Annotated in this window: 28 protein-coding genes and 1 pseudogene; 10 read left to right on the forward strand and 19 right to left on the reverse strand. The window is 52.7% G+C overall.

Going from position 1 to position 22,048, the window contains the following annotated elements; genetic code table 11:
* Positions 1–128 (reverse strand): transposase (locus HVA01_RS03830; protein WP_146873217.1); only part of this gene is annotated, 128 nt, incomplete at its 3' end.
* A 452-nt stretch (positions 129–580) separates the two neighbouring features.
* Between HVA01_RS03830 and HVA01_RS03835 the strand changes: the two genes are divergently transcribed.
* Positions 581–1,603: a hypothetical protein gene (locus HVA01_RS03835; RefSeq protein ID WP_170243467.1), complete on the forward strand. Its 1,023-nt coding sequence runs from the start codon at positions 581–583 to the stop codon at positions 1,601–1,603.
* A 119-nt stretch (positions 1,604–1,722) separates the two neighbouring features.
* Here the strand turns inward: HVA01_RS03835 and HVA01_RS17615 are convergent.
* From HVA01_RS17615 to HVA01_RS03855, 4 genes and pseudogenes are all read right to left on the reverse strand, one after another.
* Positions 1,723–1,959, reverse strand: a pseudogene (locus HVA01_RS17615) (hypothetical protein); the annotation flags it as partial.
* Positions 1,960–2,247: 288 nt separating this feature from the next.
* Positions 2,248–2,394: a PhnA domain-containing protein gene (locus HVA01_RS03845; RefSeq protein WP_371860130.1), complete on the reverse strand. Its 147-nt coding sequence runs from the start codon at positions 2,392–2,394 to the stop codon at positions 2,248–2,250.
* Between the two features lie 135 nt (positions 2,395–2,529).
* Entirely contained in the window at positions 2,530–3,579 is a 1,050-nt protein-coding gene (locus HVA01_RS03850; RefSeq protein ID WP_146873219.1) for a T6SS phospholipase effector Tle1-like catalytic domain-containing protein, read from the reverse strand.
* A 135-nt stretch (positions 3,580–3,714) separates the two neighbouring features.
* Positions 3,715–3,936, reverse strand: a complete 222-nt coding sequence (locus tag HVA01_RS03855; RefSeq protein WP_174787755.1) for a hypothetical protein — start codon at positions 3,934–3,936, stop codon at positions 3,715–3,717.
* Positions 3,937–4,592: 656 nt separating this feature from the next.
* Here HVA01_RS03855 and HVA01_RS03860 point away from each other — a divergent pair.
* A complete protein-coding gene (locus HVA01_RS03860) occupies positions 4,593–4,952 on the forward strand; it encodes a hypothetical protein (protein WP_146873220.1) in 360 nt (119 codons plus the stop codon).
* Positions 4,953–5,229: 277 nt separating this feature from the next.
* Here HVA01_RS03860 and HVA01_RS03865 read toward each other — a convergent pair whose 3' ends face one another.
* The 7 genes from HVA01_RS03865 to trpB all read right to left on the reverse strand — a co-directional run bounded on the left by HVA01_RS03865 (position 5,230) and on the right by trpB (position 10,268).
* Positions 5,230–5,526: a GNAT family N-acetyltransferase gene (locus HVA01_RS03865; protein WP_146873221.1), complete on the reverse strand. Its 297-nt coding sequence runs from the start codon at positions 5,524–5,526 to the stop codon at positions 5,230–5,232.
* A gap of 113 nt (positions 5,527–5,639) precedes the next feature.
* Positions 5,640–6,071, reverse strand: coding sequence for a GNAT family N-acetyltransferase (locus HVA01_RS03870; protein ID WP_146873222.1), 432 nt, complete (start codon positions 6,069–6,071; stop codon positions 5,640–5,642).
* 88 nt (positions 6,072–6,159) lie between these two features.
* Positions 6,160–6,726, reverse strand: coding sequence for a pyridoxamine 5'-phosphate oxidase family protein (locus HVA01_RS03875; RefSeq protein WP_146873223.1), 567 nt, complete (start codon positions 6,724–6,726; stop codon positions 6,160–6,162).
* A 53-nt stretch (positions 6,727–6,779) separates the two neighbouring features.
* The gene (locus HVA01_RS03880; protein WP_146873224.1) at positions 6,780–7,430 is read right to left on the reverse strand and encodes a shikimate kinase; all 651 of its coding nucleotides are present in this window, start codon (positions 7,428–7,430) and stop codon (positions 6,780–6,782) included.
* Between the two features lie 25 nt (positions 7,431–7,455).
* Positions 7,456–7,770 (reverse strand): hypothetical protein, encoded by a 315-nt coding sequence (locus HVA01_RS03885; RefSeq protein ID WP_146873225.1) that lies wholly within the window; start codon positions 7,768–7,770, stop codon positions 7,456–7,458.
* A 372-nt stretch (positions 7,771–8,142) separates the two neighbouring features.
* Positions 8,143–8,994 carry a tryptophan synthase subunit alpha gene (gene trpA / locus HVA01_RS03890; protein ID WP_146873358.1) on the reverse strand — a complete coding sequence of 284 codons (852 nt, stop codon included), beginning with the start codon at positions 8,992–8,994 and terminating at the stop codon, positions 8,143–8,145.
* Between the two features lie 44 nt (positions 8,995–9,038).
* Complete coding sequence (trpB, locus tag HVA01_RS03895; RefSeq protein WP_146873226.1) at positions 9,039–10,268, reverse strand: tryptophan synthase subunit beta; 1,230 nt, start codon at positions 10,266–10,268, stop codon at positions 9,039–9,041.
* Positions 10,269–10,387: 119 nt separating this feature from the next.
* On the opposite strand from trpB, the gene HVA01_RS03900 reads away from it, so the two are divergent.
* Positions 10,388–11,293 (forward strand): LysR family transcriptional regulator, encoded by a 906-nt coding sequence (locus HVA01_RS03900; RefSeq protein WP_146873227.1) that lies wholly within the window; start codon positions 10,388–10,390, stop codon positions 11,291–11,293.
* A gap of 10 nt (positions 11,294–11,303) precedes the next feature.
* Here the strand turns inward: HVA01_RS03900 and brnA are convergent, their stop codons facing one another.
* Positions 11,304–11,564, reverse strand: a complete 261-nt coding sequence (gene brnA, locus HVA01_RS03905; protein ID WP_146873228.1) for a type II toxin-antitoxin system BrnA family antitoxin — start codon at positions 11,562–11,564, stop codon at positions 11,304–11,306.
* Positions 11,554–11,817 (reverse strand): BrnT family toxin, encoded by a 264-nt coding sequence (locus tag HVA01_RS03910; RefSeq protein ID WP_146873229.1) that lies wholly within the window; start codon positions 11,815–11,817, stop codon positions 11,554–11,556. Before HVA01_RS03910 ends, brnA begins: the two co-directional genes overlap by 11 nt.
* A 180-nt stretch (positions 11,818–11,997) precedes the next feature.
* Between HVA01_RS03910 and HVA01_RS03915 the strand changes: the two genes are divergently transcribed.
* Positions 11,998–12,270, forward strand: coding sequence for a type II toxin-antitoxin system Phd/YefM family antitoxin (locus HVA01_RS03915; protein WP_146873230.1), 273 nt, complete (start codon positions 11,998–12,000; stop codon positions 12,268–12,270).
* Positions 12,251–12,523, forward strand: coding sequence for a Txe/YoeB family addiction module toxin (locus HVA01_RS03920; protein ID WP_146873231.1), 273 nt, complete (start codon positions 12,251–12,253; stop codon positions 12,521–12,523). The genes HVA01_RS03915 and HVA01_RS03920 overlap by 20 nt, the downstream gene beginning before the upstream one ends.
* Positions 12,524–12,574: 51 nt before the next feature.
* On the opposite strand, the gene HVA01_RS03925 is transcribed toward HVA01_RS03920, so the two are convergent.
* On the reverse strand, positions 12,575–13,405 hold the full coding sequence (locus HVA01_RS03925; RefSeq protein ID WP_246129445.1) for a LysR family transcriptional regulator: 831 nt from the start codon (positions 13,403–13,405) through the stop codon (positions 12,575–12,577).
* Between the two features lie 6 nt (positions 13,406–13,411).
* Between HVA01_RS03925 and HVA01_RS03930 the strand changes: the two genes are divergently transcribed.
* Positions 13,412–13,657: an aldo/keto reductase gene (locus HVA01_RS03930; RefSeq protein WP_246129447.1), complete on the forward strand. Its 246-nt coding sequence runs from the start codon at positions 13,412–13,414 to the stop codon at positions 13,655–13,657.
* Between the two features lie 15 nt (positions 13,658–13,672).
* Here HVA01_RS03930 and HVA01_RS03935 read toward each other — a convergent pair whose 3' ends face one another.
* Positions 13,673–14,302, reverse strand: coding sequence for an SDR family oxidoreductase (locus HVA01_RS03935; RefSeq protein ID WP_146873233.1), 630 nt, complete (start codon positions 14,300–14,302; stop codon positions 13,673–13,675).
* A gap of 389 nt (positions 14,303–14,691) precedes the next feature.
* Between HVA01_RS03935 and HVA01_RS03940 the strand changes: the two genes are divergently transcribed.
* The 3 genes from HVA01_RS03940 (at position 14,692) to HVA01_RS03950 (ending at position 18,186) form a co-directional block, all read left to right on the forward strand.
* Positions 14,692–15,195 carry a DUF3015 family protein gene (locus tag HVA01_RS03940; RefSeq protein WP_146873234.1) on the forward strand — a complete coding sequence of 168 codons (504 nt, stop codon included), beginning with the start codon at positions 14,692–14,694 and terminating at the stop codon, positions 15,193–15,195.
* Positions 15,196–15,255: 60 nt separating this feature from the next.
* Entirely contained in the window at positions 15,256–17,112 is a 1,857-nt protein-coding gene (locus HVA01_RS03945) for an Lnb N-terminal periplasmic domain-containing protein (RefSeq protein ID WP_146873235.1), read from the forward strand.
* Between the two features lie 138 nt (positions 17,113–17,250).
* Complete coding sequence (locus tag HVA01_RS03950) at positions 17,251–18,186, forward strand: glycerophosphodiester phosphodiesterase family protein (RefSeq protein WP_146873236.1); 936 nt, start codon at positions 17,251–17,253, stop codon at positions 18,184–18,186.
* Positions 18,187–18,256: 70 nt separating this feature from the next.
* Here HVA01_RS03950 and HVA01_RS03955 read toward each other — a convergent pair whose 3' ends face one another.
* From HVA01_RS03955 to nfsA, 3 genes are all read right to left on the reverse strand, one after another.
* Positions 18,257–18,904 (reverse strand): hypothetical protein, encoded by a 648-nt coding sequence (locus HVA01_RS03955; protein WP_146873237.1) that lies wholly within the window; start codon positions 18,902–18,904, stop codon positions 18,257–18,259.
* A 165-nt stretch (positions 18,905–19,069) separates the two neighbouring features.
* Positions 19,070–20,035, reverse strand: a complete 966-nt coding sequence (locus tag HVA01_RS03960) for a zinc-binding metallopeptidase family protein (protein WP_146873238.1) — start codon at positions 20,033–20,035, stop codon at positions 19,070–19,072.
* A 112-nt stretch (positions 20,036–20,147) separates the two neighbouring features.
* Positions 20,148–20,879, reverse strand: a complete 732-nt coding sequence (gene nfsA, locus HVA01_RS03965; protein ID WP_146873239.1) for an oxygen-insensitive NADPH nitroreductase — start codon at positions 20,877–20,879, stop codon at positions 20,148–20,150.
* A 297-nt stretch (positions 20,880–21,176) separates the two neighbouring features.
* On the opposite strand from nfsA, the gene HVA01_RS03970 reads away from it, so the two are divergent.
* Complete coding sequence (locus tag HVA01_RS03970; protein ID WP_146873240.1) at positions 21,177–21,944, forward strand: class I SAM-dependent methyltransferase; 768 nt, start codon at positions 21,177–21,179, stop codon at positions 21,942–21,944.
* The last annotated feature ends 104 nt before the right edge of the window (positions 21,945–22,048 follow it).

A 22,048-nucleotide genomic window follows, 5' to 3' on the forward strand; every position in this document is an offset into this window, starting at 1 on the left:
CATAGGATGCCGGTCAAGGCGGCACGGTTAGAAACACGTGGCCTGCCCCCATCAGGCTTGGGTGGTTCAGGTGGCAAGAGCGGCTCGACAATTTCCCAGAGTTCATCAGGTACAAGCTTCTTAGCCATATTAGCTAAGCTAGGCATGTAGGCGAGCTATTTCAAGGGTTTTGAAAGGAGCTCTAAGCCGCGAATCGCTTTTTTTGCGCTAAGCCCTTTGACCAAAAAAATGCAGCAGCCCAATATCACTACGAAATTCATTTCCAATAACGACTAAAAGCACGCCTTCATATTGCAAACCTCGCCAACCACCTGCAACTCAACAACGGGAAAATCAAAGGCAATCAAAAGCTCAATGACTTCAAGATTATAGGCAATGTGTTCCATGTTTCCCCCTGGAATGCTGTGGATGGCTAAACCTTGACGATGTACCTACCATCTACCCTTACATCCACGTTTAAGCGCATCCGATATTTTGAAAAATATTTTATATATCGCCAAATTAATCTTCTATACTTCTACAGCAGGAAGCAAATACGAAAATCCTAGGAGAACATCAATGTAAAAAATTTAGGAGATTGATGATGATTTTTTATCTAAAAATCTGGTGTATTATTTTAACCTACTTAAGCTTAAGCGCATGCGCTTTTTCAAAAGGACAAGGTGTTAATACATTAGACGCTCTAACAATTAGCGTACAAAATGACGGTATTTTGTCAAACCCAATCAATCTTCATTATCCTTTACAAACTCGCTTCTTGTCAGTTAACGGTCAATTGCCTGTGCCAGCACCTGGTAGTTCCTGTCTTGCAAGCAGCTTTCGCCCCGCGAACTCAATTATCTGCTTCAGCGAATCTGGAAGTACGCAGTTTCAGGTTAGACACTTCCCATATGAAGGCGATAGGAATAATTTATTTGAACTCCAAAGAGACCTATCCGAGATACAATTAGATATTGCTGAGTTAATTGCCGAAGATGTATTTTTAAGCTCACAAAATAAAAATACTGCCACAACACCACAAACGATCGTTAGCAAAGCTCAGGCTGTTACCGAAAGTGCAAAAAATCTCGCTAGCGAAATTGTTAATGAAAATGTCTTCATCTTTCGATGGCGATCAGAAAATCAAGCAAATTCAGAAGGCGAATTTGGCACCATACTATCTGCCCTTGGAGCTGAAAAAAGCTCTGAAAGAGGGTTAGTCATCATTGGTGGATTGACTGTATCGCAGCTTTTATTGGGACTAACTGACTATTCATCTGTATTGGGAAAGTACCCTCGAGGAGCCAAAATTGCTACTCTAACCATGGGAGCTGAAAATTTAATTTATTTCACTGGCACTGATCTAAGCGCTGCTCTGTCGGGTAAATTTGAGGGGAACGTCGAGAACTTATCTCAAAATTTATCTCCTGAAACACAAATTGCTCTCAGTGCCTATGCTGCCATCGGAAGAGCCCAAGAAAATCAAGGAAACTTTTCTGCACCTGAGGTAAAAAATTATTTCAGCCTCGCTGCCTACCATTCGGATAGCCCGAGTCAACAAATTTTCTACTCGACCATGACAGATATTGAAAGTTTGGTAAATTTACTTTCAAAACCACTTTAACCTTCCTAAAATTAGGGATTATGTACATAGGTGATCCGATAAATCGTGATTGATTAAGATAATTTCTATAGAGAAGCCTCGGTAGCTAAGCTAGCTACTGGAGCTTTTATCGTTTTTTATTAGCTAAAACAGATGTTTAAATGCATTGCTTGCAAGCTTTCGAACTCGACGCTTACATCGTCAGAGAACCTGAATTCAAGCAATAAGTGCAGCACCTCACCTAAACCAGCCATGGGAATCATCGGCTTGTTGGGGCTAACGCCATCCAGGTAAACGGCAATCAGTAGTGACTCGCCTAACGTGATCCCCTCCTCCGTTATCAACGCCGGAATACGCCCTGCGGGGTTGGCCTTAAATAAATCGGCATCGTCTGCACCACTTCAGCGTGACGGCTTCTGCTAAGCCTTTTCAAGTAATACGATCCGCGCCAGGCGCGCATAGGGTGATGTCGCGTTCAGGTAGAGTTACATGATGACATCCCGTGGTGAGAAGAAGGATGCGCATAGCTTAACCATCACCCTGCCTCCGGCGGCTAAGGCGGCGCTCTAAGTTTTTAGATTTTGAACATTTAGTTGGCCGGGTGCTGGAACGGTCGCGGGCAAAAAGCCACCTCCCACAGTGCCACACCCCGCCACCTTCCACAGTCAGACCTTCTTGACAAACTGAGCTTTGAATATCATGTCGCCTGAGCCGTCGACTTTCAGTTCTAGATGGTGATCTTTGCCTTCCTTGAGCTGTTTGATCACGAGAGAACTGCTTTTCACTCGGAGGTCTTTGGTCCTGATAAACAAATTAAAACTGGCAATTGGGGCAAGGCGGGCACGACATAATTAATGGCTTCGGTGGTTTGATTAGCAGACTATGATACTGCGCCCTGAGGCGGCTGTGGCGAATGGTGTCAACGCCAATGAAGGCAGCCTGCCCTGCTATTGATCCGGTGGGGACAGGTGGGCATCGGTCAAGGTGCGCGGCCGGTAATCACAGGTTTTATCGCCCCAGCGCTTCCAGACACTGTCATCGATTGAAATATTGACCGCCGGTTTTCCCTGCATGCCTTGCGAATATTGTCGGTAGAATCGGCCGTCTTCTGCCTTTACGATGCGTTTGAATTTGCCGTACATCCCCCACAGAAACTCGGCGAAAGAATCTTTGGGTGCTGTCTTCCAGGCATCCTCGGCAACGTCGTATTGATCCACTTTCAGGCCAGCCTTTTCCGCCTTGCCTAACATCCAGTTCAGCGGTATGTCGGCCAGTGTGTCGTCAGCGCCATAGCCGCCGCCTACATTGGCGTGGGCGCCGATAAACCAGCGCTGCTCTACGTCGCGGTTACCCGGTTTTTTCTTGCCATCCTTGCTGGTCCAGAGCGAGACGTTGTAGGTGGCTCTGTGCTCGTCCAGCGCCACCGCTTGATAGGCATGATCGACAATGCTGGAAAGCGCCGTATCGTGCCAATCGTATTTGCTTTTAAACAGGTTGGTGCCGGGCACACCCAGCGCGCCAACGGTATCCCAGATGCCAATGAAATGAATCCTCGGCTGGCGGCTGAAGCTTTTCTTGAAATCCTTGCAAGCGTCATCGTCGGGGTGCAGTTCCTTGTCCCGATAAATACTTTCGGCCTTATCGAGTAACCCTGGCGTGACCACATGCATTAACCCACATTTTCGTATCAGCCCAACCAGGCTTCTGGCCGTGTAGGCACCGCGGCTGAACCCGAATATCCAGATCTCATCGCCCTCTTTGTAGCGCCTTGAAAGCCAGTCATAGCCTTTCAGTAAATGTTTGTTCAGCCCGAAACCGAAGGCACCTCCCCTGAAGCGCTGAAACCTGGAGGTACCCACACCGGGGTCGTAATAGAACCGTTGTCTAACACCACCATCGTAATCATGGATACGACGCGTAATACGATAAACATTCGTTTGGTCTTCAGGGTCGTTCCAGGTCCCATCAAATAGCAGAATCAATTTTTGTTTTGTCATTGTGTTCCCCATGATGATGCGCACCCTTGAACAGTGCTCATTACCGCTGACGGCGGGACAGCGGATGCGCTATGTATCCTTGGGCATAGCGCCACCGTCGGCCTCAACATTACTTAACCAATGTTAGTCGTAAATTCATTCCAACACCCGTTTATAGCCAATCCGCAGCAGTGGCCCGCAAGCGGTTGCCATCAGCACGCCCCAGATATCCACTGGCATGCCGCTAGCAACGCTTGAGATGACCACCACCCCCACTAACCCCAGCGCGGCACCGAGCAGTTTCATTGGGGTAAGCAGTTCTACGCCCCACCATGCGAATAGCAAACTGGTGGCCAGCGGTGCACAGCTAACGATCACATTAACGACCTGGGAGCGAACCGTTTGCAAGGCGCTAAATAGTGGTGCTGCTGTGGGTGTGATGAATAACGCGGATTAACGCCTTTTAGACAACCGTGACCTGGTTGATCCTGAAAAGAATCAGTTGGTTGTGGCCACCAGTTCGTGCCATAAAAACCCTCAGAATCAAACCGGTCGCTGACATCATGCAGCTCGTCGATAATGTAGATGTAGCCATAGAAGCAATGGGTTGAAAATCACCATTAATGGGCTAACCTCAAAAAGACATAGCTCAATTTTTGTAGCCAAAGATCAGGAGGCTATCGGCTCATAATTCATTGCTTTCATAGTGACGACTTCCTGAAATGCGCTCTTACGAAGTCAATACCGATACTGTAAAGCTAAACTGGCTGGGGTACCGCTCCCCGTGAGAACGATGATGACTCCTCATTACCTATTGATCATTACCTATTGAAAAGCCTTCTACGGCGTAGTCGTTCAAGCGTAACGGTGCGTGCGGCGAATCCAGGGTTAATCGGGTATGCGACCATTGCATGGGCATTGATACTAAAGAGAGACGTAGAGCACGGAAAGATTCAGTGCGCTAGCTGATCAACAAGGTAGTTAAGCCAAAGACGGCTATACTGCTTTAATTTTACCAGTGGAGGGCCAAGATAATGACAACTGCAGAATCGCCCACTAAAGCCTGGAACGCTCCCCATTATGATATTGCCTCTATATGGTGGCATCAGCCTTGGGTGGCAACCAGCAGCTCGACAATCAAAATACAGCACATTTTGTTTGAAGCATGCAACGATACCATGCGCCTCGAACTCGAGTTCTTTGCAGCCATGGCGGCCTCTTATAGCAAGCTAACAAGCTGTATGCTTGGTCTCCAAGGGCTGCAGACACCTTCATCGTTGGCGTCTTGTTACCAGAACGCAGCTGATGAAATGGGTGACGCTGCGATAAAACGCATGCAGAAAGTGTCAGAATTGACCGAAGACGTTGAGGAGCTAATTTGGAGCGAAATATGAAAAGCAACCAAAACAGCAATACTTTTAACTATCAATAGCTTATTAGAACTGACAGTCAGCAGTGATAAAGGCCACTAAAGCAGTACTTAAACTGATTCAGCGTTTATACGCTAAAGTGGTCAATGCATTAGAGTGTAGAGCAAGCCACATCCCTTGCAGAAAAGGAAAGGCGGGCTTGCTAAGAAAGCTTAAAATGATGGGTGCTTGTTGCGATAGGCTCAGTGGAAAAACCTTAATTTCTTTATCACCAGATATTAAAAACCTCCCCGATTGACGATCAATACGAGCGCTCCATCTTGTTGGCTAAGACCGGCTCACCGTTGTAGCAGGCGTCAAATTCCCCGATCACTCTAAAGCCATAGTGTTGATAAAGCGCTTTTGCCGTCACGTTACTTTTCGCGACGCAAAGCGTAGCGGGGCTTTCGATCCAGGCAATCACGTGCTCAAGCAGTTGACTACCGACACCTTGGCGGCGAAAGAGCGGGTTAACAAGCAGTGTGAGAATCTCATTCTCATAGACCGCTCCATACCCGCGAATGCCCTTATCATCATAAACAAATATCGTTGATTTCATCAGATCTCGTAGACGCCCCTCATCTCGCCGAAGCGGTATTAGCGGCTGGGGAAAGCAGGGCTGGCTGACTTCCCCGATTTCGGCAATGACGGCGGCGAGGTTGTCAATACGCGCTAAACGTTTTGATCGTCCCCATTGATAAACGAATATAGCTGAATATCTGATCGGCACGCCCAGCCCTGGTTGGCCCAGAATTTTTTGGCGGCTTCGTTCTCGGGCAGAATCATCAGGTGTGATTTTAGTATCCCTTCGTTTTTGAGCGCTTCCAGGCAAAGGTTTACCAGCTGTGTCGCGATGCCCGCTCGCCGATGAGAGTTTGCCACCGATAGATGCTGGATATAGCCGCGCTTGCCGTCATGCCCCGCCATGATCGTTCCCACCAGTCCCCCTTCCACTTCTGCTACAAAGCTCAGGCCGGGGTTACGCAGCAGGTATTTCTCGATGCCTTCTCGGGAATCAGCGTCGCGCAAGCGAACGCCTTCACTCTCTCCCCACAGCGCAATAGCGGCGTCATAGTCGTTGATGGTCATGGTGCGGTAGTACATGAAAGCGTTCTCGTTGAGTAGCCGTTTGGTTCGTTACTATTGGTTTATCTTTCCTGGCAGGTTCATGCAATCACCGCCTGCTACTTTATCACGGCACTAGCCATTGCCCGGTCCACTCGTCGCTGCGTGTGAATCTAGCGCGGCGGTGATCTGGCCCCAGGTGCAGCGAGTCTATCGTGTGAATATTGAGTCGTAACACTGCGAAGGCCGTTGCGTCTGGTGTTTTGGTATAGGCGAGAGAATCTACAATGGCTGTTCCCGGTGCGGGGCCACTGCTGTAGGCGCTACGAGCGCGCTCGGGAAGGCGTTGCCATATTTCAGCAACCTCGGCGCCGCTCAGGATAGTGGCTTCTGCTTCTATGCGTGTTTGCAGGTGAGCCGAGGCGTCCCACACATGCAGCGCCGCAAAGGGCGTAGCACGCAGCGCGGTAACCTTGGCGGCCTGCAAGTCGGTGTAGACCGTCAGCGTTGCTGATGCTTTGTCGGCGGCGCGCAGCACAACGGTGCGGGCTTGCGGCATGCCGTTGGGGCTAACGGTCGCAAGCGTCGGGTGGCGAGCCGGCGCGCGGCGGTCATGCACACCACGGGTTAGCTGTGACCAGATGTGCTCGTGGAGCGGACCCAGGTCCGTCGCCCAAGCGTAAGGATTCGACACTGTCGTGCCCCTTTTTTTGAATGACTCTAAAGAATTCGTACCGTTGTGTTCTTTCAGGCGCGTACTGACGGTGCGTAAGTGACAATATCTTCTGGTGCTATCCAGCCAAGCTCAAGCCCCACCGTATAAAAACTGGTGACTGAAAATTCGTGAATATCGCGCGTCGTATGGGCCACGGTAATGCCGCCGCATAGCTGGCGGCAGGCAGCCTTGGTGACTTCTTGCAGCAGGGCAAAATCACGGAAGTAGGCTTTTAGCGGTGCCTTGCCTAGCCCGCGACGTTGATGATTTTTTTGTTCAATGCTCCGCCCCACGACCGCTTCAAGCTGTTGTATGGCGCCCGGCTGGCGTTCGTTCAATACTTGCGCAAGCTGTGAGTAACGCAGTTCCACGATCACATTGTCTCGGTCGGCATGGAGGGAGTGATAATCGGCGATTTCTTCGTCAAGGCAAACAAGACCACGCGATATACCCAGCGCCGATGCTATGCGCGGGGTAATAGCCGAAATGCCGCGCGCTTCCAGTGGGTCACCCTGTGTCACGATAAGCTTGGGTTTGTGGAGACGGTTGCTGTCCCAGTGCGACTTGAGTTGCGCCGAAACCCGTGATGCAACCACCTCGGGGTCCCTGGAGTCGTAGCTCCCCATGCCCTCAATGATAACGGGATGGTACTGGCTCAGTGATAACAGCGCGTTGTTGTCCAACGTTACTCATCAAGCCGAAATAAATTTAAAAGCCAATGCCTAGACGCAGCGCCTGCAGGCCATCGAACTGAACACTTACCTCGTCTGAAAACACGGGATGCCCTTGTACCGACATATCAACGGTCGCTTGAGCACCGCGGTACGTGAGGGTTATGGCGATATTAGCTGACGTATTGATCGGCGCCATAAGCCCATAATCAACGTTATCAACACTGACATCGGACAGGCCGCGATCATCTAACTGTTGTTCAACTTCTTGTTTAATAGCAACGCCGTAATAGAAATAAATACCAGCGTAGCCAATCGCTACCAGTACAATCAGTGAAAAAAGCTTTCCCATGGTGTCTCTCTTGGTTACGCAATCCTAGCGGGTTGCCGGTATCGACAATTTGCTGCGAGCGGCGATAATGCCTGCATCTAGCAGGGCGCACAAGCGGGGAGAAATGAACAGGCTGCGGAGGGTTGTAAACAGTCGGTCGGTTTTTCTTCACATGACACAGCACCAGACAACTCTCGATACCATGGGCAACTATCTTCCGTTCACTATGTGCACTCCAGCCGCCGCTTTTGCCGCGGTGAGCGCGTTCGTTTGGATATTGAACGGCCGGATGGAAGCCATCACGGCTTCCCGGTCTGATGTTGGGTGGAGCTCACCTACCTTTTGATAACGGACAGCAGGCGTCTCTCGCCTGCTCTTTTGCCGCTACTCCATTTATACGCTTAACTGCTCCTCCATTCTCTCTTCAACCTCTCTGCACGCCCTGACACTCTCAGCCAGTTCGCTCACCAGGCCGTGTACCCGCTCAACGGCTTCATCAGGCGTGTTGGCGTTTTCGATACAGTCAACAAGCGCAGAGCCAACGACGACCGCATCGCTAAAGCGGCCAATGGTGGCCGCTTGTTCGGCGGTGCGAATGCCGAAGCCCACGGCAATGGGCAGCTCGGTATGTTCCCGCAGCTTGGCCACCGAGCTTTCCAACCGTTCTGAAGTGGGTGCGCTGCCGCCGGTAACGCCTGCCACTGAGACGTAGTAGATAAACCCGGAAGCGTTCGCCAGTACTTTCGGCAAGCGTTTGGCATCGGTGGTCGGTGTCGCCAAGCGGATAAAATCAATGCTGTGCTGGGCCGCGGGCGTGCAGAGCTCTTCGTCGTGTTCGGGAGGTAGGTCCACTACAATCAGGCCGTCTACGCCAGCGCGGGCGGCATCGGCCAGAAAGCGCTCTACGCCGTAGCAGAAGATCGGGTTGTAATAGCCCATCAGCACGATTGGTGTGGTGCTGTTTTCTTCGCGGAAGTGGCGCACCATCTCCAGCGTTTTAGCCTGGGTTTGGCCGTTATTCAGGGCGCGCAGTGCGGCTTTTTGAATAGCAGGGCCATCGGCCATGGGGTCGCTGAACGGCATTCCCAGCTCGATGATGTCTACTCCTGCGCTCGGCAGCCCGTGCAGCAGGCGGCGGGAGGTATCGGCGTCCGGGTCGCCAGCGGTCAGGTAGCTTACCAGCGCCGGGCGGTTTTGCTGCTTGAGCGCGGCAAAGCACTGCTCAATACGCGGCGAGTGATTCATGGCCTGATTGACGGTATCGGGCATGGTGTTGCTGTGGACTATGCTCATAGGTTTTTCACTCCGAATTTATCGCCAAGGTGATGGGCAACGCTGGTCATGTCCTTGTCGCCACGGCCGCTCAGGTTGATCACCATCAAGTGCTCGCGGGGCAGTGTCGGGGCACGTTTGGCGACTTCGGCCAGCGCATGGGCGGTTTCCAAAGCAGGAATGATGCCTTCCTGACGGCAGCAGACCTGGAACGCTTCCAGCGCTTCGTCATCGGTGGCGGAAACATACTCGACCCGCTTCTGCTCGTGCAACCATGCGTGTTCCGGCCCGATGCCGGGGTAGTCCAACCCCGCTGAAATCGAGTGGGCATCGGTAATCTGGCCGTCCTCGTTTTGCAGCAGATAGGTGCGGTTGCCGTGCAGTACACCTGGCGTGCCGCCGTTTAGGCTGGCCGCATGCAAGCCGCTTTTCACACCCTTGCCGCCCGCTTCCACGCCAATCATTTGAACGTCCGGGTCATCGAGGAACGGGTAAAATAGCCCGATAGCATTGGAGCCGCCGCCCACGCAGGCCACCAGCGAATCCGGCAAACGGCCCTTCTTTTCAAGCATTTGGCTGCGGGTTTCATGGCCGATCACCGCCTGGAAGTCGCGCACCATGGCGGGGTACGGATGCGGCCCGGCCACGGTACCAATGATGTAGAAGGTATCATCGACGTTCGTCACCCAGTCGCGCAGGGCTTCGTTCATGGCGTCTTTGAGCGTGCCGGTGCCGGAGGTAACGGGGATAATCTCTGCGCCCAGCAGCTTCATGCGAAATACGTTGGTCTGCTGGCGCTCGATGTCGGTAGTGCCCATGTAGATCACACACGGCAGGCCAAACCGTGCCGCCACCGTGGCGGTCGCCACGCCGTGCATACCGGCGCCAGTTTCGGCAATAATGCGTTTTTTACCCATCTGCTTGGCCAGCAGCACCTGGCCAATGCAGTTATTGATCTTGTGCGCGCCGGTATGGTTGAGCTCTTCACGCTTTAGATAAATGCTGGCCCCGCCAAAGTGCTCGGTCAGCCGTTCGGCGAAGTAAAGCGGGCTGGGGCGCCCAACGTAGTCGCCCTGAAAGTAGGCTAACTGGCGCTGGAACTCGGGGTCGTTCTTGGCGGTGGTATATTCGTCTTGCAGCTCTAAAATCAGCGGCATGAGCGTTTCGGCGACAAAGCGACCGCCGAAGCTGCCAAACAGGCCATTGGCATCGGGCAGGCTCTTGGATAGGTCTACAGGTTGATTCATTATGACCTCTGAGTGCGTTATCAAACGATGCAGTCAAAGTAGCGCAAGCAGGCGGGAAGAAAAATCGATAAGATATCAGTTATCGGTGAGTTTTAATCAACTATAAGACCGGACGCTCAATGCATAACAGTATGCCACCCCTTAGCGCCTTACGCGCTTTTGAAGCCACCGCCCGGCTGGGCAGCGTGACCGCTGCGGCAGATGAGCTAAGCGTTACCCACGGCGCAGTGAGCCGTCAACTTAAAAGCCTGGATGCGTATTTTGGCGTCGCGCTGTTTGCCAAAGCCGGGCGTGGATTGGTGCTTACCCACCACGGCGAGCGGCTGCAAAGCGGCGTGGGCGATGCGTTCTTTCGCCTGCGCGAAAGTTGCGCCGTGCTCAAGCGTGATGTGGAAGAAGCGCCCTTTACCCTGGCTTGCCCTGGCAGCCTGTTGGCGCGCTGGCTGATACCCCGGCTGGACCGGCTGCACCACGAACTGCCCGAATTGAAGTTAAAAGTCGTGGTGAGTGACACCGAGCAGCCCGGCAAACAGAGTGACGCCAGCGCCACCCTGGCGTTTTCAGAGCCCCCCTGGCCCGACGATGTGGATGTCGTTGAGCTCATCCCAGAGCAGATCTGCGCGGTGGCGAGCCCGCAACTGGCCGCGCAGTGCGACCCCGCCAACCCGGCAACGCTATTCGACCACACGCTGCTATATACCGCCTCGCGCCCCCAGGCATGGCCGCATTGGGCCAACGCCCAAGGGCTTGAGTTAACGCAGCTTGAAGAAGCTCTGGATAAAGGCCAGGGGTTTGAGCACCTTTACTACCTGATGGAAGCGGCCGTGGCGGGGTTGGGCGTGGCGATTGCCCCCAAGCTATTGGTGGAAGACGACCTGAGGAGCGGGCGACTGGTGGCGCCATGGGGCAGTATCGAAACACCCGCCCGCCTCTGCCTGTGGCTGCCCAGCCAAACCGACTTACTCACCCACCCTCGCCGAAGCGAGCCGCTGGCAGAATGGCTTAAGGGGGAGCTTGGGAGATAAATCTAAAAAATTAGTGAGGCTGCGTGTTATCTGGAAGCTTGTGACTCGCTTCGGCTTTCAACCGCTCAACCAGCCAAACTTTGATGATCGATTGCCGCGTAACACCGATACGGGCCGCCTCTCGATCCAGGGATTCAACCACCCAAGCGGGAAAGTCGACATTGATACGCTTCGAATCCTGATTAACACGATGTGCCGTGGATAAATCAAGATCGTCGACGATATCTTCACTATCCTGGTCAAATTTTTGGTCAAATTCATTAGCTTTCATAGCGTTCTACCTCTCTTTTGCGCGAGCGCCTTACCGAAATGAGTCGAATTTTTTCCTTTCGGTAGGTGATGACGGCAGACCAATGCTTATCGTTAATCAGCCCTATCATCAGAAAACGCGGCTCATCATCAGATTTGGCTTGGATTTCCAGCAAATCAGGATCGTTCCAAAGCGCCTGAGCATCTAGAAAGTCAATTCCATGCTTTACCCGATTGGCTACGCTTTTGTCATCATCATACTCAAAGTCGCTCATGAGTATAAATTATCCCTTTTCTACTCAACCCGCAAGATGGCCCAGCCAAACCCAGCGAACCGTTGTCAGAGTGGCTTAAGCGGGAGTTGGAGGCGCAGAATAAATAGCAGTTGCTTACCTTGGTAATAGCAAAGCGCGTGAGCTATAGTCGTACGATATTTCCGTACTTTTGGTGACGTTATGGATATTATTAGTGTTAACAAATTCAGGGACAACCTGAAAAGCGTAGTGGAACAAGTAATTAGTACACACGAGCCTTTAAAGGTAACTCGTCGTGCCGGAGAAGCGTTCGTGGTGATTAGCGCCGAGGATTGGGAAAGAGAGCAAGAAACGCTCTATGTTCTTCAGAACCGAGACCTCATGGAGCAAATTGCGGCGTCTCTCGATACCCATAGCCGCGGTCAAGGATACCAACCTGATAATGAGCAGATGAATGAGATCACTGGTCTTTGAGGGCCGTACGTGGGAAGCCTATGAAAAAATGCGTGAAGCAGATAAGAAGCTGCATAAAGCGCTCTGCAGACTCTTGAAAGAGATGCTCCGCTCTGACGATCCAACGGCTGGCATCGGAAAACCCGAGCCACTCAAACATAATCTTTCTGGTTTGTGGTCAAGGCGCATTTCACACAAAGACCGACTGATCTACCGGTTTGATGACAACGCTATTTATGTTCTTGCCATCGGCGGCCACTACGATCAGTCCTGATACTATGTAGTTGATGAAGGGAAAAATGAAAACTAAAAAACAGCTTCGTGACTATCGTCCACTCAAGCGCTCGCGGTTATTGGCCACCAGCCCCGTCAGAAAATCCCCCACTGCCCGGATACGCCCGGATTGAGTGAGATCGGTCTGGATGACGAGGTAGATAGGCTGATCCACGCCGATATCCGCTGCGATACAGACCAGCCCAGCTTCCCTGGCCAGAAAATGCGGTAATACCGCGATTCCCAGTCCCGCTTTTGCCCCCGCTAGCTGAGTCGCCAATGATGTGGTGGTCAGCGCCGGTTCATGACTTCGTAGAACCCGTTCAACCCACTGGGCGGCAGGCAAGTGTGCTTGCATTTCGCCCCAGGTGATAAAGGCATCCGTATCGTAATCGCCAGTATTATGATGAGCCTCACGCTGGGCCACATAGCCGGGGCTCGCGTAAAGCCCGAAACCCAGGGTGCCCAAGCGTCGAAGGGTGACGTTGCCCCGCTCCGGCTTGACCATTCTAAGCGCTAAATCGGCGTCGCGGCGGTGCAGGTTAGCAGTGGTGATATCGGTCACCAGCTCAAGACTGATGCCAGGGTACTGCGCATAAAATTCTGGCAATGCGGGCAGAATCAGCGCCGTGGCCAGGTTTTCAGCGGTAGCCAAACGCACCCGTCCGCTAAGCTGGGTAGCGCTAGAAACCCCGCTGGTAAAGGCCGCCGCTGCGGCTTCAAAGGCTTCGGCTTTTTCGATCAGCCCTGCCCCTTCCTCGGTAAGCTGGTAGCCCGACTGCTGACGCACAAACAGCGGCAGCTTCAAGGCGCTTTCAAGCCGTTCAATGCGCCGGGAAAGCGTTGCGATACCCAGGTGGAGTTCCGCCGCTGCGCCACTCAAAGTGCCATGACGGGCCACCGCCAGAAAGGCTGCACCCCGGCGCAGCTGTCGCTGGCTTGGCTGCTATCCAAAGGCGACAACATCGTGCCCATTCCAGGCACCAAGCGGCTGCGCTACCTTGAAGAGAACGCCGGAGCCGCATCCATAACCCTGACGGATGATGAGCAGCAACAGCTTGAAGCGGCCACCGCACGCCTTCCAGTCATCGGCGAGCGCTATACACCGGAAGGCATGAAGGGGGTAAATTCATAAGTGGCCGCAGACTGCCTACTGAATAATATCGCCAATCGGGCGCTGGCCATCCAGCAGCAAATACTCCTGATTGATCACGCTTGGCGTTTTTACGGTGTGCAGTAGCGCATAGGCGACATTGGCGCGGGATATCTGATTATCGCCTGCCTCATCAAAGGAGTTGGCAAACTGCTGGCTGGCCGCCTCGTCGGTTAACCGTCCCGGTTTAAGAATGACATAGGAAAGACCGCTGTTGCGCAAGTGGACATCAGCGGCAAACTTGGCGGCCATATAGGGGCGCATTTTCTCGGGCGCTTCCAAAGGAGCTTCCGAACGCATGGCGCTAATCATGATGTAGCGCGAGAGACCTTTTTTCTTGGCGACATCGGCCGTGCGAATGGCCCCAAAAAGATCAATCATCAGGGTTTTATCCGGCCCGGTATGAGGGCCAGAGCCCGCCGTAAAGACCACTTGATCGCACCCTTCAAACGCGTGCTCGAAGTCACCTTCCAGGTCACCAATCACGGTATTGATACCGCGTTCTTTAAACCAGGGAGCCTGCTCCTCGCTGCGGATCATTGCCTTAACAGGCGTGCCCGCTTGCTGGGCCAGCTCGCAAAACTGTTTGCCAATTTGTCCGTTGGCACCAATCACTAACGTTGTCATAACGACTCCTATTTCCTTGTGAACTGCTTACCTTTTAGTAAGTGTAGGCACTCCGGCGTAATTCAACCCTGCTAAGCGGACCCCTTAACTGCCAGGCTCTCGCGGCATTACCCGCTGTAGCCTGCCTGCCGAGCTGTCGGTGCCCCGCCAGCGGTATCCGCTGTTGCCAGCAAAGCAAGCAGCCCCACGATGAAATATAGCGGCAGAACCTCTTATTTTTGTAAGCCATGTCTTACAAAAATGTAAGACATGGCTTACACGGATAGTATGAAAAATCTGATAATATGAAAAAAAATTAACGCATTGATAGCGTTTCATCGAATCTAGAGGGTTGTCGGTGCCCTCGGATATAAAAATTCAAACCGTCACACAAATCATTAAGGGATCCCATGTTTAAACGTTCTATTTCCGCTACTGTTGCATTGTTAGGCTCTACAGCAGCACTCACTTTGAGTGCCACTACGTTCGCCGACAATCACCAAGGCGACATCAATCCGTGGCAACACTGTGGTATCGGTGCTGCTATTTTTGACGACAACACCACCGCCGCCGCCATTTCCAATGTGATTTGGGACTCAGGCACCACGGCAGTAACGTCAGCCACTATCTCGCCTGATACTTGTGAAAGTGAAGAGGTTAAAGTCGCTCAGTTTATCGATGAAACCTACGACCAACTCGCCATGGAAGCCGCTATGGGTGAAGGTAACCACCTATCCGCTGCTCTTGGCCTTGTTGGCTGTGAAGCGAGTGACGCTACCAGCATTTCTCAGCTTCGTGACGACTTGAGTACTGTTAGCGCCAATGCTAACTACACCTCTATGAGCCATAGCGATAAAGCTTACAGTTTCTACACCAGCCTTAATCAAGCCGCTGTAAACTGCTCAGCTAGCTAAGCCTTTCTGTGGGCTGGCCAAGCGCTGGCCCACTTCGTTTTCCCGCAGGATACATTTCGCATGTGGCGGCTTTGGCTGACAATCCTTTCTTTTTGCTCGCTCTATAGTAATTTCCTCCACGCAGATATCGCCTCTCTATCCCAAGATCCTCAGTGGCGCTCATTGCTGCATTTCGACCGCCAGAGCCTTTTTTCTTCACCCCGAAGTGCGGTAATTGATGATGCCTTTTTTGTTGCCGAACAGGGGCGCTATGACCTTAAAGCTGAGTTAGAAGCAACGCTTGCCGCCTTACGCGCGCCACCTGGCGAGCCGGGAACTCATGCACGCTGCCGCTTCCCAGCGCGGGCAATGTGGCTCTCCGCCAAAACGGGGGAAAGCTGGCCTAGTGCAGAGTGCCCTGAGTTCAATGAGTGGCAGTCAAAACATCAAGGGTCAACGATAGGGCTGATGTTTGCCACAGGCTACCTAGGCAATCCGGCTTCCTTTTTTGGACACATCATGCTGCACTCCACCCCGCCAAACGATCCCGGGGTAGCGTCTGGTGCTCAGTACTTGCTCGACAACAGCCTGAATTTTGGCGCTGATGTACCAAGCGATGAAGGATTAATCACCTATATGGCCAAAGGGCTCTTTGGCGGCTATGATGCAAAGTTTTCCAATGCTTCCTTTTACCGTAATGCAACGCTCTACTCAGAGCGTGAAATGCGTGATTTATGGCATTATCAGCTCAATCTTACTGACGATGAAGCGGCACTATTCACCGCGCATCTCTATGAGATTATCGGTAAAGACTATGAGTATTTATTCTTATCTCAAAACTGCGCCTCTCGGATCGCTAGAAGTCTTGAGCTAGTGATAGATGCTGATTTAACACCTGGCGCGGCACCCTGGGTAGCACCCGAAGAGCTTTTACGCGCACTCGATAATAGCGTGCACAATGGCAAGCCACTGTTATCCGAAACGCATCAAATACCGTCAAGAAGGCTTGTAACGCAACGCTTATTTGCTGAGATGAACGTCGAGCAGCAGCAAGCCGCTAACGCCGTTTGGCCAACCGAAGAGACGTTACTATTAGATGCGGGGCTGTTTACAGCACTCCCAGAAGAGCAACGTATAGATGTCGTCAATACACTGCTCAGCCATGCCGCTTTTTTACGCCAGACAAGCGACAATAACCACCTGTCAGAAATAGAACGGCAACTTTTACAAACGCGCTTACGCTTGCCCGAGGGCAACTCCTCCTCAAGTGTCAAGGCAACGCCAGCGATACACGAGGTAACGCCTCCTGCACTGGTTCGCATAAGCAGTGTGCATAACAGCCGCTTAGGGAATGGCTTCCGGCTGGCTTTTCGACCTCTACAGTACGATTTGCTGGACACCAATCAAGCCAGAATGCCTAACTCGGCTGTCGAAATCGGCAATCTGGAAGTTGACGTTAATAGCGATGGGCTGTCATTGAATAGGCTTGACCTGTTTAGGGTCACTAACCTGCATACGGATGCTATTACGTTGCCTACACTCCCCCAAACTGCCTGGCAAATTTCTTCGAGTATTCAGAGAAGCCGATTAAGCTGTCGGCGATGTTTTGATGGCGTTGCCAACGTGCTAGGGGGGAAATCTTGGTCAAGCGAGACACACCTAGCTTACGCCCTAGCCGGTGCTCAATTACGCACCCAGCGCCACTACGACGGTATGCTGGCTCCAATGGTTAAAGCAGGGATCGTCAGCAGCTGGTCACCAAGCCAGCGCACTCATCTAGAGCTGGCACATCGCCGGAATATAGATAATAAAGGCCACCACACCCAGTGGCAGGTGCAGCACCGTATTGCCTTGACTACCGAATGGGATATACGCATGGGACTGCAACAAGACCGCACGGCAACGCAAGCAAGCCTTGGTATCTCTCGCTACTTTTAAGGACTACCCATCTGACAAGATGAATAGGTATAGCGGTTAATTTGCTCATGATGCAGCCTTGGACAACGCCTGCCCTTTGGCTTTAACGCAGCAAGCCATGTACGCTTATTGAACAAGCATTCAATCAAGGAAACCTCTATGCAACGTCTTCCACTCGTAACCGCTGTATCGCTGGGTCTTTTCGCTGGTGCTGCCGCCACCCCGGCGATGTCCGACACATCGCCTTTAGAGCAGCAGCTAAAAGATCTGCAATCATTTCAAGTGATCGCCCATCGGGGTGCCAGCGGCCATGCGCCGGAAAGCACCATGGCGGCCTACGAGCTGGCTCATGAATGGGAAGTCGATTACCTGGAGCTGGACGTGCAAATCACCTCCGACGGGGAACTGGTGGTGTTTCACGATGACACCATTGAACGTACCAGCGACGGTGAAGGCAAGATTAACGATTACACCCTGGAAGAACTAAGAACCCTGGACACCGGCACCTGGTTTAACGAGGCAAATCCCGATAGCGCCGACGCGGCCTTTGCAGGCGCGCCGATGCTCACGCTGGATGCACTCTTTGATCGCTTTGGCCACGATGCCCGCTACTACATTGAAACCAAGTCGCCGCAATTGAACCCTGGTTTGGAAGAAGCCCTGGTCGAAACACTGGAAGAGTACGATATGGTCGAGAGTGGCCGCGTGCTGGTGCAGTCTTTCGAGCAGGACAGCCTGTTGAAAGTGCAGGCGTTAAACGATGACGTGCCGCTGATCCAGCTAGTGTGGTACTCCCCCAGCGAGGAAGACGACTCACGCCTGGTCGAGTGGACGGGTGTGACGCCGGGGTCCGCCGAGATTACCGATGAAGACTTTCAGGAAGTCGCCGAATACGCCGTGGGCCTTGGCACCAACTACCTCTATGACGGCCGAGAGGTCATTGACGCTGACTTTGTTAAGCAAGCCCAGGAAAACGGCCTGCCGGTACATGTGTATACCGTCAATGAGACCGATGACATGGAGCGCCTGATGGAAATGGGCGTCAACGGCCTGTTCACCAACTACCCGGATCGTTTGCTTGAGCTTGTTGAGTAAAATCGATTGCCCCGGCGTATGCCGGGGCATCATTTGATTCTACCGCTTAGCGTGCACAACACCACGAAGCTTATACAGCAGCATGGCCATGATCTTCAGTAGAACGCCTAAAATCATCGACCGACACACTGGTAAATTTCTCTAAGAAAAACACCAGCGTTTCCGGGTAGCGAAAGCGCTCTTCAAAGCGCTCTTGGCCATCTTGCATTCGCCGGGTCACGCTCGCTTTGTAGCCACCGTTTGATTTTGTCACCTGCACTTTATTCTCGCGCTCCGCGTCACGTTTGACGGCGGTTAATGGAGAATCCCCGTTTAGCAATGCCTCTAGCTGACGCGCAGCGGCTCTTTCCTGAGCAGATGCCCACAGCGGCTGATCACGATCGCCGTAGCGATATAACATGATCACTAGCATGACGGAGAAGATGCTACTAGTCAGCATCCAGGTCAGCAAAACGCTCGAGAGCGGCATTGTCAGTACGATGCCCATCTGCACTACAATGCCAACGGCCAGAATAACCGCCAATGGCCGCCACATACGTGGGTTCATAAACCCGCGTTTGAGGATATAGCCCCATAGCCCGACCACTGCCAGCGCTCCTAAAAGCAGATGCACAGGAGCAAGAAGCGTTCCACCGCCAGCCACGATAGCAATGACGCCAATCACCAGCATTAAAGTATAAAAAGCCGCCAGAAGACGGTAAGCGCGGTCTAAGTTCATCAGTCAGTCTCCATGCGGGATGGCCGACATCAGCGGTGAAACATCGGCCTTTTTTATTATCGTCGTGCGGATCACCTGTATACGGTGTTGCTGAACAGTATAAAACTCAGTATAGGCAATCGCGGCGTTTATTCACGCTCAGCCCTCGATTCACCTGCGCTAATTTTAAAGCCCCTGCGCGCCGCGGCGTAACCAGTCGTGCACAAACGTAAGCTTACGCCGAGCAGTCTCTGAGAGCACAAACGGATACAGGTCAGGCAGCCCCATGGAGCGGTTAACATGATTGACCCCCACGGTAAGCTCGGCAGCCACATAGATCAGACGCTCGGCGTCTGGCTCCGCATAAGGCTCCCACTGAGGGCCAGGCAGCTCGGGAGAAGACAAGTTTGCTGCTGCAAAGCTATCGGCAATATCGGTTAAATGCAGCAAATGCGCGGCCGTTTCTGCCCAATCTTCGTGGGGGTGGGCGGAGGCGTAGGTGGTTAGAAAACGCGCTTTCCAGTCAGGCGGCGGCCCATATTGATAGTGGCGCTGGAGAGCGGCCTGATAATCCTGACGTTCATCGCCAAACATCTCACGAAAAGCATCAAGAAAATCCGCCCGCAGGCTTAGCCGCCACCAAAGCATGTGCGATATTTCGTGGCGCATATGGCCAATCATCGTCCGATAGGGCTCTTCTAATGCTTCTCGGCGCGTGGTCACCAGCACGGGGTCAACCTCGGCCACGCTGATGGTTACCACCCCTTCGATATGTCCCATCGGCACCGGCGTCGGGCCCTCAGCAAGCAGATGAAACACCGGCGGTGCACCGGGGTCTTCCGGGCGGAACCAGTGCCAACGGCCCAGGTTATCCAACACCCAGCGTTTGGCCGCTTCGGTTTGTGCCCAGTTGGGAATCGCATTGGGAAGACTGGGGTCAGGCGCCAGCGCGGTCATGGCACAAGAGCGGCAAAAAGCCCCCTCTTTGGGGGCAATCCAGTTGCAGCCGATAACATCGCGGTTAATACAGAAAGGCGGCATGGGGACAAAAGCACGCGCCTGGGGGTCATAGGCGACGGGCGTGCCCTCAGCTGTCGCGAGGTTGTCGAACCAAAGAGAGCCGGGACCGACGGGATTTGAAAATACGCGCATGCGGTGAAGCTCCTGAAAACGAGACAAAGCAAACCCTACTTATCCTACTGAGCGTTTACTTTGTCAAAAATCCTATCAAAAATGTGCAGCGCACCCTTATTTCATCTCAAAACTATTTCATTTCAAAACCGCGCTTGATCAGAAAATCACGCATATGGGGGCGCAGCTTGTTATCGAACAGCGGGGTAAGGTTGTGCGACCAGTCGGTGTCTTTATTGCTGTTACTCCGCGCCTGATAATAGGCCTGCATGGTAGTGTCGAAGGCTTTGACCTGCTCACTGTCTTCAGTGTAGTAGTCTTCCTTGAGAACCGCCTCCACCGGCAGGCGGGGCTTCACTTCCGGCTCATCCTCTGGGTAGCCAAGGCACAGACCAAACACTGGGTAGACGTGCGCGGGAAGACGCAGTAGATCGCTGACCGCTTGGGGGTTATTGCGAATGCCGCCGATATAGCAAATACCCAGCCCTTCGGATTCCGCCGCCACCACCACGTTTTGCGCCATCAAGGCCGTATCAACGGTCGCTACCAACAATTGCTCGGTCATACCCCGGACAACATTTGCCCCGGTACGCTCAGACGCTTCAGTAGGGCGTTTCATATCAGCACAGAACACTAAGAAATCGGCGCAAGTCGCAATATAACCTTGCCCACCGGCCAGTTCTGCTATCTGTTCACGGTTGGCTTGATTCTTTACATGAATAACGGTGTAAGCCTGGACATGACTGGACGTGGCGGCGCCCTGCCCGGCTTTAATGAGCTCCAGCAATGTTTCGCGGGGAATTGGGCGATCGCTGAATTTACGAATCGAACGGTGGGATTTTAACAATTCAATAACGTCGTTCATGGTGCCTCACTTTTCTGGGTAACACTTAGCTAGTTAACAACTGGGTATAGGGTAACAGAATCACACAGCATGGCAGGATTGTACGAAGCGCCATGCTGGGATTTATTGATAGATCGCTGTTAAATATTTACCCACTTCAGCCGATAGTGATGTTAGTGGGCACGTACGACACGCCGTATTGATTAGCTTTTCATTGTTTATCTGATAAGTTAGCCAACAGCCCGCTATACTGCTGTTGTGGCGATACTTTATGCGACTGACCCTTGATGGAAATAATAACCACGCCAGGAAGCCGATATGACCAATAATTCTCAAAATGCACCCGGGCAAGAGTGGAACGCCAGCGGCTATGCTCAACATGCTAACTTTGTCCCCAAGCTAGGCAGCGAAGTAGTCAAGCTGTTGTCACCTCAACCCGGCGAGCGAATTTTGGATCTTGGCTGTGGCGACGGCTCGTTGACTGAGCGTCTCGTCCAGCTCGGTGCCGATGTGCTGGGCGTAGATGCCTCGGAGGATATGGTTAACGCGGCGCGTGAGCGAGGTATTACCGCACGCGTCATTGATGGCCATCAGCTGTCTTTTGACCATGAGTTTGACGCGGTATTCAGCAATGCGGCTCTGCATTGGATGCTTGACCCGCAGGCGGTGCTAGCAGGCGTAAAACGGACCTTAAAACCCGGCGGAAGGTTTGTGGCCGAATTTGGCGGGCATGGCAATGTGGCCGCTATTTGCACGGCACTGATTGCAGCGCTTCAATTTCGCGGCATTAGCGCCCGCGGCCGCCATCCCTGGTATTTCCCCACGCCCCACGAGTACGGCCAGATACTGACAACTGTGGGTTTTAAGGTAGACAGTATTGAGCTAATCCCTCGCCCTACGCCACTGCCTACCGGCATGATGGGGTGGTTAGAAACGTTTGCCAGCCCTTTCTTGCACGGACTTGACGAAGACGTGCGTGAAGCCGTGTTGGAAAATACGTTGACGCTGTTAGGCCACAGCCTAAAAGATGAGCAAGGCAACTGGACAGCCGATTATGTACGCCTGCGCGTTTCAGCTCGCGCATAAATTAACCAACCTTCTCAGGCTCTTCGTCACTCAGTGTGACATTATCCCCGCTGGCAGATAACTAAACCTGTGAGGGAGCTTCAGCATGGTCCGACACCTCGGTG

This window comes from Halovibrio variabilis, from assembly GCF_007991175.1.
GTDB lineage: Bacteria > Pseudomonadota > Gammaproteobacteria > Pseudomonadales > Halomonadaceae > Vreelandella > Vreelandella variabilis.

What these genes read in the sequence shown, in the direction of transcription:
- HVA01_RS03955 (WP_146873237.1), bottom strand. Translation starts at nt 18,904, where the DNA reads ATGAACTTAGACCGCGCTTACCGTCTTCTGGCGGCTTTTTATACTTTA.
- HVA01_RS03870 (WP_146873222.1), bottom strand. Translation starts at nt 6,071, where the DNA reads ATGTACTACCGCACCATGACCATCAACGACTATGACGCCGCTATTGCG.
- HVA01_RS03910 (WP_146873229.1), bottom strand. Translation starts at nt 11,817, where the DNA reads ATGAGCGACTTTGAGTATGATGATGACAAAAGCGTAGCCAATCGGGTA.
- HVA01_RS03970 (WP_146873240.1), top strand. Translation starts at nt 21,177, where the DNA reads ATGACCAATAATTCTCAAAATGCACCCGGGCAAGAGTGGAACGCCAGC.
- HVA01_RS03920 (WP_146873231.1), top strand. Translation starts at nt 12,251, where the DNA reads ATGAGATCACTGGTCTTTGAGGGCCGTACGTGGGAAGCCTATGAAAAA.
- HVA01_RS03860 (WP_146873220.1), top strand. Translation starts at nt 4,593, where the DNA reads ATGACAACTGCAGAATCGCCCACTAAAGCCTGGAACGCTCCCCATTAT.
- HVA01_RS03950 (WP_146873236.1), top strand. Translation starts at nt 17,251, where the DNA reads ATGCAACGTCTTCCACTCGTAACCGCTGTATCGCTGGGTCTTTTCGCT.
- nfsA (WP_146873239.1), bottom strand. Translation starts at nt 20,879, where the DNA reads ATGAACGACGTTATTGAATTGTTAAAATCCCACCGTTCGATTCGTAAA.
- HVA01_RS03935 (WP_146873233.1), bottom strand. Translation starts at nt 14,302, where the DNA reads ATGACAACGTTAGTGATTGGTGCCAACGGACAAATTGGCAAACAGTTT.
- HVA01_RS03850 (WP_146873219.1), bottom strand. Translation starts at nt 3,579, where the DNA reads ATGACAAAACAAAAATTGATTCTGCTATTTGATGGGACCTGGAACGAC.
- HVA01_RS03865 (WP_146873221.1), bottom strand. Translation starts at nt 5,526, where the DNA reads ATGAAATCAACGATATTTGTTTATGATGATAAGGGCATTCGCGGGTAT.
- brnA (WP_146873228.1), bottom strand. Translation starts at nt 11,564, where the DNA reads ATGAAAGCTAATGAATTTGACCAAAAATTTGACCAGGATAGTGAAGAT.
- trpB (WP_146873226.1), bottom strand. Translation starts at nt 10,268, where the DNA reads ATGAATCAACCTGTAGACCTATCCAAGAGCCTGCCCGATGCCAATGGC.
- trpA (WP_146873358.1), bottom strand. Translation starts at nt 8,994, where the DNA reads ATGAATCACTCGCCGCGTATTGAGCAGTGCTTTGCCGCGCTCAAGCAG.
- HVA01_RS03900 (WP_146873227.1), top strand. Translation starts at nt 10,388, where the DNA reads ATGCATAACAGTATGCCACCCCTTAGCGCCTTACGCGCTTTTGAAGCC.
- HVA01_RS03940 (WP_146873234.1), top strand. Translation starts at nt 14,692, where the DNA reads ATGTTTAAACGTTCTATTTCCGCTACTGTTGCATTGTTAGGCTCTACA.
- HVA01_RS03960 (WP_146873238.1), bottom strand. Translation starts at nt 20,035, where the DNA reads ATGCGCGTATTTTCAAATCCCGTCGGTCCCGGCTCTCTTTGGTTCGAC.
- HVA01_RS03930 (WP_246129447.1), top strand. Translation starts at nt 13,412, where the DNA reads ATGACGGGCCACCGCCAGAAAGGCTGCACCCCGGCGCAGCTGTCGCTG.
- HVA01_RS03915 (WP_146873230.1), top strand. Translation starts at nt 11,998, where the DNA reads ATGGATATTATTAGTGTTAACAAATTCAGGGACAACCTGAAAAGCGTA.
- HVA01_RS03885 (WP_146873225.1), bottom strand. Translation starts at nt 7,770, where the DNA reads ATGGGAAAGCTTTTTTCACTGATTGTACTGGTAGCGATTGGCTACGCT.
- HVA01_RS03945 (WP_146873235.1), top strand. Translation starts at nt 15,256, where the DNA reads ATGTGGCGGCTTTGGCTGACAATCCTTTCTTTTTGCTCGCTCTATAGT.
- HVA01_RS03835 (WP_170243467.1), top strand. Translation starts at nt 581, where the DNA reads ATGATGATTTTTTATCTAAAAATCTGGTGTATTATTTTAACCTACTTA.